The organism is Nitrospirillum guanabarense, assembly GCF_034653355.1.
In the GTDB taxonomy this organism is placed as follows: Bacteria; Pseudomonadota; Alphaproteobacteria; order Azospirillales; family Azospirillaceae; genus Nitrospirillum.
The window spans coordinates 441,057-455,675 of record NZ_JAYEER010000001.1; the positions used below are offsets into that span (position 1 = coordinate 441,057).

Sequence of the window (14,619 nt, forward strand, 5' to 3'; positions counted from 1 at the left end):
GATTTTCACACTTACTGCGCGGACTTCCCCGCCGCCGGCTTGAAGAGGAAGGCCAGCAGGAACAGCACCAGCCTCGGGTTCAGCATCTTCAGCAGGGCCCGCGCCTCCTCCGGCCGGATCTTGGCGGTCATGGGCATGGCGCCGAAGATCTTGCCCTTGATGACCAAGGTATCACCCTCCCCCTTGATGCTCGCCACGGTCATCAGTTCCTTGTTGTCGGCCCCGTAGATCTTGACCATGGCTCAGGCCCCCACCGCGCGGTCGAAGTCGATGCCGAGGTCGTCGAACATCTTGATGGCGGTGGCACGCCCAGCACCATAGACGCCGCCGCCCGGATGCATGAAGGGACCCACCAGGTACAGCCCGTTCACGCCCGGCACCGTCAAATTGCCCAGGTCCGGCGTGGGGCGGTGGGCCATGGTCTGGTACATGAAGGGGGCCGCCCCATGCATGTCGCCATTCACGAAACTGTTGGGGGAGCTGCGCTCCATATCCAGGGGCGACCAGGTGGTGCGGGCGATGATGTTGTCGTCCGTCAGGCTGGGCGTGAACTTGCGGTAGAAGCTGAGGTTGTGGTCCGCCACCTCCTCCTTGATCTCGTCCCAGCGGGCGGCACCGCCCTCCTCCAGCCTGTACGGCGCCATGGTGATGGCGTGCCAGATACCGGCGCCTGGCGGGGCGCGCGTGGGATCGGCGTGGGTCTCATCACTGCCACCAGTCAGCGGCCGCTTGGGCAGGCGGCCGCGGCGTAGGCAATCGAAGTCGTCCAGCATCTCCGGCAGGCTATCGAAGGTGTAGTATTCCAGCATGGTGGCGGTCGCCACCTCCGGCCCGGCGTAGAAGGTGGCCCGCTTCTTCAGGTCGTAATGGCTGACGAACAGACTGAAGGTGGAGGTGTTCACCCGCTCCGCCCGCCTTACCACCTTCTCTTCCACGGCGGCCCCGAGGAATGTGCGGATGCGGTGGGGGTGGATGGCGGCGATGACGCCGTCCTTGCCCGAAACGACCTCGCCATCCGCCAGCATCAACCCGGTCGCCCGGCCGCCGGAAATGATGACCTTGCCGACTTCGGCATTCAGGCGGATTTCGCCGCCATAATGCTCGACACAGCGCACCAGGGCATCGGTCAGGCCGCCGCTGCCGCCCACGGGCTGGGAAACACCATAGGTGTGGATGATGCCCGGCATCAGGTAGATGCCCATACCGGTGCCCAGTTCATCCGGCATCTGCAAATTCTCGGTCACCAGCTTCAGCAGGTGCATCTTCACCCGTGGGTGTTCGAACAAATTGTCGATGATGTCGACGGAACTGCGGCTCATGGCGTCCAGCATCTCCCGCCCTTCCTCGCTCTGGTCCAGCATGGCGATGAAGGCGCCCATGGGCAGCGGCGGGGCGTAGAGGCCGGAGACGAACATGGGCAGCATTTCCATGCTGCGCTGGGCGAAGACGCGGTAGGTGTCGGCGTCCTTGGCGGAGAATTTGGCGATCTCGGCGCAGGCCCGGTCCAGATCCTTGTAGGTGATCAGGAAGCTCTGGTCGGCGAAGATGCTGGCGTAGGGCACGTCGGAGTAGTTGTACTTCAGCCCGAACCTGGCAAAGAGGCCCAGCTCGTCCTGTGTGATCATGGGGTTGCCCTGGATCATGATGTGGACGCTGGAATGCAGGTCGTGACGGTAGCCGGGGGTGTTCAGCTCCCGCGTCACCACCCCGCCGCCGGGCCAGGCTTGGCGTTCCACCACCAGCACCTTCTTGCCCGCCTTGGCCAGGTAGGCCGCCGCGACCAGGCCGTTATGACCGGCGCCCATGACGACGACGTCGTATTTGTCCGACATCTCACGCTCTCCCTAATAAGGAACTGATTTTATTGATGCTGTTCCGCTACCATGGCGCGGAAGGGGGCGATGCCCGGCACGTGGGTGCTGGTGCCGCCGTCCACCACCAGGCACTGGCCGGTGACGTAGCGCGCCTCATCCGTCGCCAGGTAGGCGACGGCGTGGGCGATATCCTCCGGCCGGCCGAGATAGGGGGTCAGCGTTTCCGCCTCCACGATCCCGCGCAGGCGAACCGGCAGGTTCTCCAGCGCCGCCGGCGACAGGGTCAGGCCGGGCAGCACGGCGTTGCAGCGCACGCCGCGCTTGCCGTGGCTGGCGGCGATGGAGCGGGTCAGCTGGATCATCGCCGCCTTGCTGGCGCTGTAGGCCGCCTGGATGATGTGGCCCTGCAAGGCGAGGTTGGAGGCGGTGTTGATGATGACGCCGCCGACCGTCCGGCCCTCACCGGCCGCCACGAGGTGCGGCAGGGCGTGCTTACAGGCCAGCATGGCGCCGCGCAGGTTGACGGCGAAGGTGCGGTCCCACACCGCCAGGTCCATGGTCTCGACATCGCCGTCGCGCAGGCCCATGGACAGGTCGGCGGCGTTGTTGTCCAGGATGTCCAGCCGCCCGTAGGTGGCCATGGCGGCATCGATCATGGCCCGGATGCTGTCCTCATCGGCCAGATCCAGGTGCACCGCCAGGGCCTGGCCACCGGCATCGGTGATGCGCGCCGCCACAGTTTGCGCCGGCGCCAACGCGATGTCGGCCAGCACCAGCCGGGCGCCACGTTCCGCCAGCAGCAGGGCGGTGGCCGCGCCGATGCCGCCGGCGGCACCGGTGACGATGGCGACCTTGCCGGCCAAAGGGCTGAAATTGTTCCAGGTTTTCATCAGTCGCCGCTCCCGCCGGCCATTCTTGATCTGATGGGCGGCAGGCTAAGGGCAGTGGGGAACGCGCGGAAGACGGCACCTTTTTGTGCCCTCCCCCTTTCTGGCGATGGCTTGTAAAACAGCGGGTAAGCACTGCCGGGGGGATGGAATGGCGGATGTCGATGCGGAGTTGGCCCAGATGGCGCGCGTGCTGAACGTGGCCGATCTGGATAACCATCCCGGCGGCGCTCGACTGGCCGCCATGGTGCGCAGCATGGCGGCCGATGGCCGGGGCCGCGGGGATCCCATCCGCGAGATCTTTGGCCGCCTGGGGGACAAATGGAGCACGCTGCTGCTGTTGCTGCTGGGTGCCGGCCCGTTCCGCCACGCCACCCTGCGCCGCCTGGTGGGCGCGGTGGCGGATGAGGCCCGCATCTCCCAACGCATGCTGACCCTGCGCCTGCGCTCGCTGGAGCGGGACGGGCTGGTCGACCGGCGGGTCACCCCCACCGTGCCGCCGCAGGTGGAATACGCCCTGACCGCCATGGGCCAGGATTTGCTGGCGCAGGTCGAGGGGCTGATGGACTGGGTGCGGCGCCACCACGCCGCCATTCTGGCGGCCCGCGCCCGCTTCCATGACAGCGGACCGGAGGACTGATTATCCGGTGGCCTGGACCGGCGGGTCCGCAGCCGCGTCCCGCGCCGCGCCTACGGCGTCGTGCCGCATGCCAAGTTTTGATGGGGCCGCTGAAGGCGCCGTCCCGCCAGGTGGCGCCCGTCACTCCTCGACCACGGCGGCCAGCGGGTCCGGCGGCTCCAGCGAGGCGGTGTCGGCCACCGGCCATTCCGCCATCAGCCGCCGGCGCCAGACGCGCGGCGCCTCCCCGCTCTGCCTGTTGAAGAAGCGGGAGAAATAGGCCGGGTCCTCGAAGCCCAGCTCATAGGCCACGGCGGCGATGGTCTGGCCGCTGTAGAGGATCAGGCGCTTGGCCTCCGTCATCAGCCGGTCCTGGATCAGGCCGATGGCCGGCCGCCCCGTCACCGCCAGGCAGGCGGCCCGCAAGGTGGAGGAGGAGGTGCGCAGCTCCGTCAGGTAGGCGTCCAGCGGCCGGTGGCTGCGGTAATGCCGCTCCACCAGGGAGCGGAAGGCCGCCACCAGCGCCACCTGGCCGGAGCGGCCGCCGGCGCCCGCGCTGGGCGCCATGGCCGGGCGCGCCACGCGCAGCATGGCCGCCATCAGCACCAGCATGTGCCCCTCCGCCGCCGCGCGATGGCCGGCGTCTTGCCCGCGCAACTCCGCCAGGATGCCGTCGGCGGCGGCCAGCACGGCGGCGAAAGCGTCCTCCTGTCCCTCCATCTCCAAACACGCGGCCTCCCGCGCCAGGACGGCGAAGGCGGGGTCGCGTTGGGCCAGGCCGCGCGGGATGCGGTCCGACAGGGTGACGACCCAGCCGATGGTGCCACGGGCGAAGGCGAAGCCGTGTACCACCCCCGCCGGTATCAGGATCAAGGTGGGCCCATCGAAGGTCCAGGTGCGCTGGTCCGCCTGCACCCGGCCAGCCCCCTCGCGGATGGCAAGGAACTGCACCAGGTCGCCATGTTGGTGCGGGCGGATGCGCCAGTCCACCAGGCTGCTGCGGTCCTCGATCAGTTCCACATGCAGGAAGCGGTCTTCGGCGGTCGCCGGCGCCTCTCCATACAGGGAAAAGACGGGAATGTCGGGGCGGCTCATGACCACCACGCCGACACGGCGGAAAAATGCCAAAAGCGGATCGATATGGCCGATAACATCTATCGATGAATTCGATGGGTTCCGTTCTCGCACCCAGTGAGGTGGGCGGATGGTTATCTTGGGCGATTGTTGCGAAAAAATCCAATTTTTGTGGATCTGCGTCCATTCCGGGCAAGGGCGTCCCGCCCCTATCGTTTCGGGGTCGGCCGGCCTGACGCGCGCAGGCGGCCAGGATAAAAAACCCCAGGCTCGGGAGGGCCCGCCCCATGTCCGCATCACCCAGGATCCGTACACAAGTCGGCATCATCGGCGCCGGTCCCGCCGGTCTGTTCCTGTCGGAACTGCTGCACCGCCAGGGCATCGCCAGCGTCATCATTGAATCCCGCACCAGGGCCGAGATCGAGGGCACCATCCGCGCCGGCGTGCTGGAGCAATGGACCGTCGACCTGATGCACCAGTTGGGCGTGGGCGGGCGCATGGCCCGCGAAGGCCACTTCCACACCGGCATCACCCTGCGCTTCAAGGGACAGAGCCACCATCTGGACATGGAGGAACTGACCGGCGGCAAGAAGGTGACGGTCTATCCCCAGCATGAGGTGATCAAGGACCTGGTGGCGCACCGCCTGGCCCAGGGTGCCGAAATCCATTTCGGCGTGAAGGACGTGGCGCTGCACGGCGTCGAGACCGGCCGGCCGTCCATCACCTTCGCCCAGGCCGACGGCACGCCGGCCGCGCTGGACTGCGATTTCATCGCCGGCTGCGATGGCTTCCACGGGCCCAGCCGCCAAGCCATCCCGGCGGCGCGGCGCACGGAATTCCAGAAGATCTATCCCTATGGCTGGCTGGGCATCTTGACGGAGGCGCCGCCGTCCCACCATGAGCTGATCTACGCCCGCCACGATCGGGGCTTCGCCCTGCTCAGCATGCGCTCGCCCGAAATCCAGCGCCTGTACATCCAGTGCGACCCCAAGGACGACATCGCCCTGTGGCCCGACGCGCGCATCTGGTCGGAGCTGCACCAGCGGCTGGAGACGGTGGACGGCTGGACACTGACCGAGGGACCCATCATCCAGAAGGGCATCATCGCCATGCGCAGCTTCGTCTGCGAGACCATGCGCCACGGCCGCCTGTTCCTGGCGGGCGACGCCGCCCACATCGTGCCGCCCACCGGCGCCAAGGGCCTGAACCTGGCCGTGGCCGACGTGCTGGTATTGTCCCGCGCGCTGGAGAAATTCTACACCAAGGGCGACGGCGCTGGCCTGGACGGTTACGCCGCCGCCTGCCTGGCCCGCATCTGGAAGGGGGAGCGCTTCTCCTGGTACATGACCACCATGCTGCACACGGACGAGGCCGCCAGCCCCTTCGAGCATCGCATCCGCGAGGCCGACCTGGAGTATGTCGTCAGCTCCCGCGCCGCCGCCACCGCCCTGGCGGAGAACTACGTGGGACTACCCATCTGACCTGCGCGCTCGCGGAATGGGGGAAAAAGCGGCTGCCGTGGCGGCCGTCTTTTTCTTGACTAATAACGTTGGTATCAACATTATTAACCCATGTCTCGACAGCCCATAGAAGCCGTCCCCTACGCCACCACGCTGCACGTGCGCGACCATTGCCTGTGCCTGCATCTGCAGCGCGCCGCCCGGCGGGTGGCCCGGCGGTTTGACGAAGCCCTGCGCCCCGTGGGCCTGACCAACGGTCAGTTCTCCCTGCTCATGGCGCTCAACCGGCCCGTACCCGCCCGGCTGGGGCCCGTAGCCGATTTGCTGGCGGTGGACCGCACCACCCTGACGGCGGCGCTGAAGCCCCTGGAACGCGATAGCCTGCTGACGGTGGCCGTGGATGCCGAGGACCGGCGCGGCCGCGTGCTGGCCCTGACCCAAGCCGGGCGCGACCGGCTGGCGGCGGCCCTCCCTATCTGGCACGCGACCCATGCGGAGGTGGAGGGCTGGCTGGCCCCCGCCGCCCCCGACCGCTTGCGCGAAGATCTGATCGCCCTTTCCTAGACAATAGACGACGGAGGAGTAGCGACCATGGATGCCCCCACCCTGATCCCGGCCCAGCAGCTGGCCCGTGACAACCCCATACGCTTCCCCAACGAAAGCGCCGAGTACCGTGCCGCCCGCACCGCCCTGCTGGCGGAGGAGATCGAGTTGCGCCGCCATCTGGAACGGGTGGCGGCGCAGCGCCGTGCCCTGCCGCCCGGCGGCCCGGTCACCGGCGATTACCGCTTCGTGGGCGAGGACGGCGCCACCACCGACTTCGCCGGCCTGTTCGGGACCAAGGACACCCTGGTGCTCTACAGCTACATGTTCGGCCCCCAACGCCAACGCCCTTGTCCCATGTGCACCAATCTGCTGGGCGGGTGGGAGGGCAACGCCGCTGACATCGGCCAACAGGTGTCGCTGGCCGTCATCGCCCGATCACCCATCGACAAGCTGCTGGCCTGGAAGCGGGAGCGCGGCTGGCGCCACTTGCGGCTCTACAGCGACGCCGACGGCGCCTACTCCCGCGACTATTTCGGTGTGCTGGCCGACGGGTCGGAAATCCCGGCGCTGAACGTCTTCACCCGGCGCGACGGCACCATCCGCCATTTCTGGTCAGGCGAGATGACCGGTGCCACCGCCGACCCCGGCCAGGATCCGCGCGGCGCACCCGACCCGGCGCCGTTGTGGATGGTGCTGGACTGCACCCCAGGCGGCCGGCCGCCGCACTGGTATCCCAAGCTGGATTACATGCCCCACGGGTAATTCGGCTGATACCGGAAGGACGGGTGCATTGGCGAACACACGGCGGGTTCTACTTCAACATCCTCCCGCCCCCAGCCGATGTCCGCCCCATGTCCCGTCTCCTCCGCCACGCCGCCACCGGCTTGTTGCTGGCACTGGTGCTGACCCAGTGCGCCTTGACGGCGGTGGTGCGCAATGAGCCACCGCATCTGGTGCGAAAGGGGCGCTGAAAACGGTCGTTCCCCTCTGTTCGGCTGTCGCCGACCGGTGTCGCGCGTTTGTTCTACAGACAAGAATTGACCCCAAACCTACCCTCGTACGGGATGGGCGGCCTTGCGCAGTATACGGAACGATGGCGGCCCGTACTTGTCCAAGCCGATCAATAAAAGAGGAGTGGGAATATGACGAACGAGGAAAAGCAGAAGACGACCAGCCGGATCATCGCCAAGGCCTGGGCCGATGACGCTTTCAAGGCCCGGCTGCTGGCCGACCCCATCGCCGTCCTGAGGGCCGAAGGCGTGGAAGTGCCGGCCGGCATCACCTTCAAGGTGGTGGAGGACAGCGCCACGGTCCAGACCCTGGTGCTGCCGCCCAAGCCGGCGGATCTGTCCGACGAGGACCTGGACAAAGTCGCGGGCGGCGCGGGCGTATGGTGCATGTTCTGCGTGATGTGCCTGTAAATCCGCGTCGCGGGCCGGCGTGGTGATTGGGCGCGCCGGCCCGCCTGGGCACGATCTACCGAGATACGCCGCCGGAAAAACGATATGGTCGGCCCGCCCGCGTCATCGTCGGGTTGCTCCGCTTGATGAGGCCGGCCTGACATGGACATCGACACCCTGGAGGACACCATCGCCACCGGCCTGGTCCGCGACGCCGGCTTCACCGCCATGGACTGGCGTGACCTGGACGCCGCCGGCTGCCGGTTCGAGGACTGCGTGTTCGAGGACGTGCGCTTCACCGCCGTCGATTTCAGCGACGCCCGTTTCAGGAACTGCCAGTTCATCCGTTGCCGCCTGTCGCACGCCAAGTTGCGCGACGCGGTGCTAGAGGACTGCCGCTTCGTCGACCCGGATGACAAGACCGCCGGCTGCACCCTGGCCTTCAGCGACCTGCGGGCGGCCCGCCTCACCCGTTGCGACCTGTCGTTCGCCACGCTGGACCGCTGCGCCCTGTTCGAGATGGAGGCGGAGGGCTGCGCCTTCTTCGGCGCCCGCTTCCACCTGGTGGACTTCCACCACGCGCTCAGCCGGACACAGACCGTGCACCGCGCCACCTTCCGCGACTGCACCTTCGAACTGGCGGACCTGTCGCGGCTGTCGCTGCGCGACGCCGTGATCACCCGCTGCCGCCTGCGGGAAACCGACCTGCACGCCGCCGATTTGACGGACGCGGATTTGCGTGACAGCGACCTGTTCCAGGCCGTCGTCACCGATGCCAAACTGGATGGCGCCGACCTGCGCGGGGCGGAGGTCAGCGGCCTGGACATCCGGCAATTGGCGGGGTTCAACGGCCTGAAGATCGCGGCCGACCAGCAGCACCTGCTGCTGGCCGCCGCCGGCATCGAGGTGTGCGAACGCTAGCTCAAGGAGGGAAGATATGGAGCGACACACCGGCGGCTGCCTGTGCGGCGACGTGCGGATCGAGGCGACAGGACGCCCCTACCGCGTGGGCCTGTGTCATTGCCTCGACTGCCGCAAGCAGCATGGAGCACTGTTCCATGCCTCCGCCATCTTTCCGCAGGACGCGGTGACCATCACCGGCGAGACCGGCGACTATGCTGGGCGGTTCTTCTGCCGCCGCTGCGGCTCCTCCGTCTTTTCGCGCACGGGGGACGAGGTCGAGGTGAACCTGGGCAGCCTGGATGCGCCGGACCAGTTCAAGCCCACCTATGAGAACTGGATCATCCGGCGCGAATCCTGGCTGCCACCCTTCCCGCTCACCCGGCGGTACGACCGTGACCGGGACCCCGGCAGCCGCTTCGAGGAATAGGAACAGGAAAGGCCCGGTCGGGCGGACCGGGCTTTCCTGCGCCTCGACAGCTAACCGTCAGCAGTCGAAGAACACCGTTTCCCTGTCGCCCTGCAGATGGACGTCGAAGCGGAAGGTGGGCACACCATCCCCCGCTTTGCGCGTGGCGATCAGCGTCTGGCGGCGGTTCGCCAGTTCGATGGACAGCAATGCGGGGTCGGCGGCGTTGGCGTCGGCCCGGTCATCGAAATAGATGCGGGTGTGCAGGTGGATGTTGATGCCGCGCGCGAACAGCAACAGGGAGCAATGGGGCGCCTGCGGCCGGCCGTCGACCCAGGGGGTGGCGCCGGGGCGGATGGTCTCGAACCCCCACAGGCCGGTCTGTGGGTCGGCACCCACGCGGCCCCAACCCCGGAAGCCGGGCGCGTTGTAGGTGCCGGTGCTGTCGGCCTGCCACAGTTCCAGCATCACGTCGCGCAGCGGATGGCCGGAACCGTCCCAGACCACGCCCTCGATGCGGATCGGCTCCCCCGGCACGCCGCCGCCCGCCAGGATGTGCAGATTTTCCTGGGTGCGCAGGTTCAGGCCGGCGAAGTGGGGCAGACAGCCGATGTGGACATAGGGACCACCCGTCTGCGAGGGGGTTTCCTTCAGATATTGGACAGGCATGGCTCAGTTCCCCTCCGGCCGGTTCTCGAAGAAGGTGGAGCGGCGGCCGCGCAGCACGATGTCGAAGCGGTAGACCAGGCTGTCAAACGGCACCATCTCGTTCAAATCCAGCTTGGCCACCAGCATGTCCACCGCCGCCTTGTCGCGAATGGTGCCGATGATGGGGCACAGCGGGATCAGGGGGTCACCCTCGAAATACATCTGGGTGACCAGGCGCTGGGCGAAGGCGGTGCCGAACAGCGAAAAATGGATGTGCGAGGGGCGCCAGTCGCTGTTGTGGTTCATCCAGGGATAGGGCCCCGGCTTGATGGTGCGGAAGAAATAGCGCCCGTCGTCGTCGGTGACGCAGCGGCCGCAGCCGCCGAAATTGGGGTCCAGCGGCGCCAGGTAGCGATCATTGCCATGACGGTAGCGACCACCGGCGTTGGCCTGCCACACCTCCAGCAGGGTGTTCCTGACCGGCCGGCCCATCTCATCCACCACGCGGCCATGGACGATGACGCGCTCGCCGATCGCTTCGCCGCCGGTGGTGTTGTAGTTGCGGATCAGGTCGTTGTCCAAGGGGTCGAGGTCGCCGTGGCCGAACACGGGGCCGGTGCGCTCTCCGATCGACTGCCGCAGGGAGACCAGCGCCTTGCCCGGGGAGCGCAGGACGGACGTCTTGTACTGCGGCGTGAAAGCCGGCGGATGCCAGGCGCGGTCGCGCCGGGTGAACTCTCCAAAGTCACTCATCTCAGGTCCCGTCCTCCCGGGATAGTTTTTCGCGAGGGCGCGGGCGCGTCATGCGGGACGCCCGCCCCTTTCATCCCCAGCCTAGACCAATCGACGGTTCAGGAAAGTGCATGCGTTGGCATATAATCCATCGATGTGATTCATGGATGGGTGGGGACATCGTTGGGCGGCTTCGATCATCTGGGCGTGGACGGCCATCTGCTGCGCCTGTTCGTCACGGTGTATGAGGAGGGCTCGGTCTCCGCTGCCGCCCGGCGCCTGGACATGGCGCAGTCGGCCGTCAGCCACGCGCTGAACCGCCTGCGGCGCCTGGTGGGCGACCCGCTGTTCGTGAAGTCCGGCCGGCGTATCGTCGCCACCCAGCATGCGGAGCGCCTGGTGCCCCAGGCGCGACTGCTGATGGACGGGCTGAAGGCGCTGACGGCCGGCCACGGCTTCGACCCGACCCAAGGCCGCCTGTCCTGGACGGTGGCGGCCAACGACTTCCAGCGCGACCTGCTGCTGCCCCGCTTCTACGCCCGGGTGGCGGGCCAGCTGGCGGACTTCCGCCTGCAGGTCGTCCCGGCCGGCCGGCCGACCAACGAGATGCTGCGCGAGGCGCGCTGCGACCTCTTGATCTCCCCCACCCCGCCGGAGGGGTTGGACATCATCCAGAAGCGGCTGTTCGACGACCGTTATGTCTGCGTCTTCGACGGCGCGCGGCGGGCCGCCCCGGCCAGCGCCGCCGCCTTCCTGGCCGGCCGTCACCTCACGGTTGTCCACCCCTCCGCCGACCCGCTGAACTTCGACAAGGCGCTGGAGGGGCTGGGCATCCACCGCGACGTGGTGGTGTCGGTGGCCAACTTCTCGGGCCTGGCGCCCTTCCTGCGCGGCACCGACCTGTTGGCCTGCATCCCCGGCCGGCTGCACGCGCTGGAGTTGGCGGACTTCCAGACCGCCCCCCTACCCCTCGATCTGCTGGCCGCCGCCCCGCCGGGCACGGACGTCCTGCGCATGTACATGGCCTGGCACCTGCGCGGCCAGCACGACCCCGCCCAGGCCTGGCTGCGTGGGCAGTTGGAGGTCGTGGCGCGGGAGATGGAGGATGGGGTTTAAGCCGCCATTTCAGGTTCCGGGCGCTTCCAGGGCCGCGAACACCTCCGCCGCCTGGTGGAAGGCGGTGTTGGCCGCCGGCACGCCGCAATAGATGGCGCTCTGCAGGATCACTTCCTTGATCAGATCCTTGGACACGCCATGCTGGATGGCGGCGCGGACGTGCATCTTGAACTCCTCCCCCCGGTTCAAGGCGATCATCATCGCCAGGGTCAGCAGGCGGCGGGTGGGATGGTCGATTGCGGGCCGTGTCCAGATCTCCCCCAGGCATAGCGGGTGATTAGGTCCTGGAACTCGGTGTTGAACGCCGTGCGGCCGGCGAGCGCGCGGTCGACATGGGCCTCGCCCAGCACGGATTTGCGGGTCGTCAGGCCGAACTCGAAACGCTCTTGCTCATCCACGGAATGATACTCCTCAGACCAGGAAGTCCAGCAGGGCGGCGGTGAACGCGTCCGCCTGCTCGACATTGGACAGGTGGGCGGCCTCCAGCATCACCAGCGTGCTGCCCTTGATGTTGGCATGCAGTTCCTCCGCCTTTTCCGGGGGGGTGGCCGGATCGCGGGTGCCGCCGACGATCAGGGTGGGCACGACGATGGCCCCCAGTTGTGGCCGCTGGTCCATGTCACGGATGGCGGCACAGCAGCCGACATACCCCTGCGGCTTGGTCGCCAGCAGCAGCTGGCGCACCCGGTCCACGGCGTCGGGGTTGGCGGCCACGAAGCCGGGGGTGAACCAGCGCTGGATCACCGCCTCGGTGACGGCCTCCATGCCCTGGGCCGTCACGAGATCCATGCGGCCCTGCCAGCTTTCCGCCGGGCCCATGTAGGCGGCGGTGTTGGCCAGCACCAAACGGTCCAGCCGCCGGCCAGCGTTGATGCCCAGCCACTGGCCGACCATGCCGCCCTTCGACAGGCCGCAGAAGCGGGCGCGATATATATCCAGCTCATCCAGCAGGCCCAGCACGTCCTGACCCAGCCGCTCCATGGTGTAGGGGCCGGCGGGCGCATCGCTGGCGCCGTGGCCCCGGCTGTCATAGCGGATGACGCGATAGTGCCGGGTCAGGGCCGCCATCTGCGGTTCCCACATCGCCACGGCGGTGCCCAGTGAATTGGACAGCACCAGGGGCGGCGCGTCGGCGGGACCGTCGACGCGGTAGCTCAGGTGACAGCCATCATCCAAGGTGATCAGCGGCATGGTGCGTTTTCCTCATGCATCGCGGGAAGGTTCGCGGGCGGCCAAGGCCCTGGCAACGAATTCGGGCGCCATGCCCAGATATCCGGCGGGTTCCAACGCCGCGGCCAGTTGCCCAGGCGACAGATGGGCCGTCACCTCGGGCAGGGTGGCCAGGACATCGCCCAGGCCGCGGCCCTCGGCCACCGCCTGGCGGCTGGCCTTTTCCACCAGGCTGTGCGCCGGGCCCCGGCCCAGGGCCTTTCCCAGCGCCATGACCACGGATTCCGACATCAGCAGGCCGCGGGTGATGTCCAGGTTGGCGCGCATGCGGTCGGCATCCACCTCCAGCCCGGCCATGGTGTCGGCCATGACCCGCAGGCTGCCACCCACCAGGCGGAAGATCTCCGGCAGCGTCTCCCACTCCGCATGCCAGCCGCCCAGGCCGCGCTCCTGCTCCTGCGGCATGGCGGCGAACAGGGTGGCGACCAGGGGCGGCACACGGGTGGCGGCCGACAGGGCCACCGCGCAGGCCACCGGATTGCGCTTGTGCGGCATGGCGGACGACCCGCCCTTGCCGGCCTCCGCCGGTTCGAACGCCTCGCCCACCTCGGTCTGCATCAGCAGCGACAGGTCACGGGCCATCTTGCCCAGCACGCCGGCCACCAGGCCCAGCGCCGCGCCCAACGCCACCAACCGGTCGCGGTGGCCGTGCCAGGGCAAGTCGGGCAAGGCCAAGTCCAGCTCCCGCGCCAGGGCCGCCGCGACATCCAGCCCCCGGTCGCCCAGGGCGGCCAACGTGCCGGCGGCACCACCGAACTGCAGCACCAGGCAGTCCCGGCCGGCCGTGGCCACGGCCCGGCGGGCGCGGCCCACGGCGGCCATCCAGCCGGCGGCCTTCAGCCCAAACGTTGTGGGCAAGGCCTGCTGCATCCAGGTGCGGGCGGCCAGCGGCGTCTCGGCATGGGTCTGCGCCAGGCGGGCCAAGTGGTCCTCCAGGGCGACCAGATCCCTGTCCACCAACGGCAGCGCCTGGCGGATCTGCAACACCAGCCCGGTATCCATGATGTCCTGGCTGGTGGCGCCCCAATGGACGAAGCGGCTGGCGTCGCGGTCGGCCGTCGCCACCTGCGCCGTCAGGGCCTTCACCAGCGGGATGGCGGTATTGCCGGCCTTGGCGGCCGACTGGGCCAGGGCGTCCAGGTCGAAGCGGTCAGCCTGGCAATGAGCGGCGATGGCCACGTCGGCACCCGGGGGAATGACGCCCACCCCCACCTCCGCCCGCGCCAAGGCCGCCTCAAAGTCCAGCATGCCCTGCACGGTGGCGGCATCGGCGAACGCCGCGTCCACCGCGCCGCCGCGGAACAGCGGGTCCAACAATCCAGGCATCAGCATTCCTCCCGCCTTCGCAAGGGCAGCCTTTCAAGGCACAGGATTCACGATAGCATCGGATCGGCGGGAATGAGCCATGCCGCGCGTCAGGAACAGCCGTGCAAACGCGAACATAAGTTCGCCTAGCGAACGCTGTCAAACACCGGTTACAGGCGCATGGTGCTGAACCAGGGGTGGGGCCGCGAAGTACGGCCCGATCAGCGCCCGCCACTGGGCAAAGCGCGGGGAATTGCGGAAGCCATCCATATGATCGGCCAGGCCGCGCCATTCCACCAGCAACAGATAGCGGTCCGGATCCTCCACGCAACGGCGCAGGCGGTGGGCCACATAGCCCTCGGTGGCGGCCAGAAGGGGCAGGGCCTGGGCGATGGCGGCCTCGAACCCGGCGCCCTTGCCGGGCAGGATGTCGAAGGTCGCCGCTTCCAGGATGGTGTCGCCGGTGAGCATGGGGAACC

At 68.2% G+C, this 14,619-nt stretch carries 19 protein-coding genes; 8 read left to right on the forward strand and 11 right to left on the reverse strand.

What is annotated here, in order from left to right; all coding sequences use genetic code 11:
• Positions 1 to 11: 11 nt before the first annotated feature.
• From UAA55_RS01785 to UAA55_RS01795, 3 genes are read right to left on the reverse strand one after another with little or no spacing between them, the layout of a single operon-like run.
• Positions 12 to 239, reverse strand: a complete 228-nt coding sequence (locus tag UAA55_RS01785) for a hypothetical protein (RefSeq protein ID WP_322950952.1) — start codon at positions 237 to 239, stop codon at positions 12 to 14.
• A 3-nt stretch (positions 240 to 242) separates the two neighbouring features.
• Entirely contained in the window at positions 243 to 1,832 is a 1,590-nt protein-coding gene (locus tag UAA55_RS01790) for a phytoene desaturase family protein (protein ID WP_322950953.1), read from the reverse strand.
• Between the two features lie 29 nt (positions 1,833 to 1,861).
• Positions 1,862 to 2,704: an SDR family NAD(P)-dependent oxidoreductase gene (locus UAA55_RS01795; protein ID WP_322950954.1), complete on the reverse strand. Its 843-nt coding sequence runs from the start codon at positions 2,702 to 2,704 to the stop codon at positions 1,862 to 1,864.
• Positions 2,705 to 2,852: 148 nt separating this feature from the next.
• Between UAA55_RS01795 and UAA55_RS01800 the strand changes: the two genes are divergently transcribed.
• The gene (locus tag UAA55_RS01800) at positions 2,853 to 3,341 is read left to right on the forward strand and encodes a winged helix-turn-helix transcriptional regulator (protein ID WP_322950955.1); all 489 of its coding nucleotides are present in this window, start codon (positions 2,853 to 2,855) and stop codon (positions 3,339 to 3,341) included.
• Positions 3,342 to 3,461: 120 nt separating this feature from the next.
• Here UAA55_RS01800 and UAA55_RS01805 read toward each other — a convergent pair whose 3' ends face one another.
• Positions 3,462 to 4,415, reverse strand: coding sequence for a helix-turn-helix domain-containing protein (locus tag UAA55_RS01805; protein ID WP_322950956.1), 954 nt, complete (start codon positions 4,413 to 4,415; stop codon positions 3,462 to 3,464).
• 266 nt (positions 4,416 to 4,681) lie between these two features.
• Between UAA55_RS01805 and UAA55_RS01810 the strand changes: the two genes are divergently transcribed.
• The 6 genes from UAA55_RS01810 (at position 4,682) to UAA55_RS01835 (ending at position 9,130) form a co-directional block, all read left to right on the forward strand.
• Entirely contained in the window at positions 4,682 to 5,875 is a 1,194-nt protein-coding gene (locus tag UAA55_RS01810) for a 4-hydroxybenzoate 3-monooxygenase (protein ID WP_322950957.1), read from the forward strand.
• Between the two features lie 90 nt (positions 5,876 to 5,965).
• Positions 5,966 to 6,418 (forward strand): MarR family winged helix-turn-helix transcriptional regulator, encoded by a 453-nt coding sequence (locus tag UAA55_RS01815; RefSeq protein ID WP_322950958.1) that lies wholly within the window; start codon positions 5,966 to 5,968, stop codon positions 6,416 to 6,418.
• Between the two features lie 27 nt (positions 6,419 to 6,445).
• Entirely contained in the window at positions 6,446 to 7,162 is a 717-nt protein-coding gene (locus UAA55_RS01820) for a DUF899 family protein (protein ID WP_322950959.1), read from the forward strand.
• A gap of 380 nt (positions 7,163 to 7,542) precedes the next feature.
• Positions 7,543 to 7,821, forward strand: coding sequence for an NHLP leader peptide family RiPP precursor (locus UAA55_RS01825; RefSeq protein ID WP_322950960.1), 279 nt, complete (start codon positions 7,543 to 7,545; stop codon positions 7,819 to 7,821).
• A 141-nt stretch (positions 7,822 to 7,962) separates the two neighbouring features.
• Positions 7,963 to 8,721 (forward strand): pentapeptide repeat-containing protein, encoded by a 759-nt coding sequence (locus UAA55_RS01830; RefSeq protein WP_322950961.1) that lies wholly within the window; start codon positions 7,963 to 7,965, stop codon positions 8,719 to 8,721.
• A 16-nt stretch (positions 8,722 to 8,737) separates the two neighbouring features.
• Positions 8,738 to 9,130 (forward strand): GFA family protein, encoded by a 393-nt coding sequence (locus UAA55_RS01835; protein WP_322950962.1) that lies wholly within the window; start codon positions 8,738 to 8,740, stop codon positions 9,128 to 9,130.
• 57 nt (positions 9,131 to 9,187) lie between these two features.
• Here UAA55_RS01835 and pcaG read toward each other — a convergent pair whose 3' ends face one another.
• Together pcaG and pcaH are read right to left on the reverse strand one after the other, a co-directional pair.
• Positions 9,188 to 9,778 carry a protocatechuate 3,4-dioxygenase subunit alpha gene (pcaG, locus tag UAA55_RS01840; RefSeq protein WP_322950963.1) on the reverse strand — a complete coding sequence of 197 codons (591 nt, stop codon included), beginning with the start codon at positions 9,776 to 9,778 and terminating at the stop codon, positions 9,188 to 9,190.
• A 3-nt stretch (positions 9,779 to 9,781) separates the two neighbouring features.
• Positions 9,782 to 10,510 (reverse strand): protocatechuate 3,4-dioxygenase subunit beta, encoded by a 729-nt coding sequence (gene pcaH, locus UAA55_RS01845; RefSeq protein WP_322950964.1) that lies wholly within the window; start codon positions 10,508 to 10,510, stop codon positions 9,782 to 9,784.
• Between the two features lie 150 nt (positions 10,511 to 10,660).
• Here pcaH and UAA55_RS01850 point away from each other — a divergent pair, with 150 nt between their 5' ends.
• Positions 10,661 to 11,605: a LysR family transcriptional regulator gene (locus tag UAA55_RS01850; RefSeq protein WP_322950965.1), complete on the forward strand. Its 945-nt coding sequence runs from the start codon at positions 10,661 to 10,663 to the stop codon at positions 11,603 to 11,605.
• A gap of 9 nt (positions 11,606 to 11,614) precedes the next feature.
• Here the strand turns inward: UAA55_RS01850 and UAA55_RS01855 are convergent, their stop codons facing one another.
• The 5 genes from UAA55_RS01855 to UAA55_RS01875 form a co-directional block, all read right to left on the reverse strand.
• A complete protein-coding gene (locus UAA55_RS01855; protein ID WP_322951913.1) occupies positions 11,615 to 11,869 on the reverse strand; it encodes a carboxymuconolactone decarboxylase family protein in 255 nt (84 codons plus the stop codon).
• Complete coding sequence (locus UAA55_RS01860; RefSeq protein ID WP_322950966.1) at positions 11,815 to 12,003, reverse strand: carboxymuconolactone decarboxylase family protein; 189 nt, start codon at positions 12,001 to 12,003, stop codon at positions 11,815 to 11,817. Before UAA55_RS01860 ends, UAA55_RS01855 begins: the two co-directional genes overlap by 55 nt.
• Positions 12,004 to 12,016: 13 nt before the next feature.
• On the reverse strand, positions 12,017 to 12,796 hold the full coding sequence (gene pcaD, locus UAA55_RS01865; RefSeq protein ID WP_322950967.1) for a 3-oxoadipate enol-lactonase: 780 nt from the start codon (positions 12,794 to 12,796) through the stop codon (positions 12,017 to 12,019).
• Between the two features lie 12 nt (positions 12,797 to 12,808).
• Positions 12,809 to 14,161, reverse strand: a complete 1,353-nt coding sequence (locus UAA55_RS01870; protein ID WP_322950968.1) for a 3-carboxy-cis,cis-muconate cycloisomerase — start codon at positions 14,159 to 14,161, stop codon at positions 12,809 to 12,811.
• 138 nt (positions 14,162 to 14,299) lie between these two features.
• Positions 14,300 to 14,611: an antibiotic biosynthesis monooxygenase family protein gene (locus tag UAA55_RS01875; RefSeq protein ID WP_322950969.1), complete on the reverse strand. Its 312-nt coding sequence runs from the start codon at positions 14,609 to 14,611 to the stop codon at positions 14,300 to 14,302.
• Positions 14,612 to 14,619: the final 8 nt, after the last annotated feature.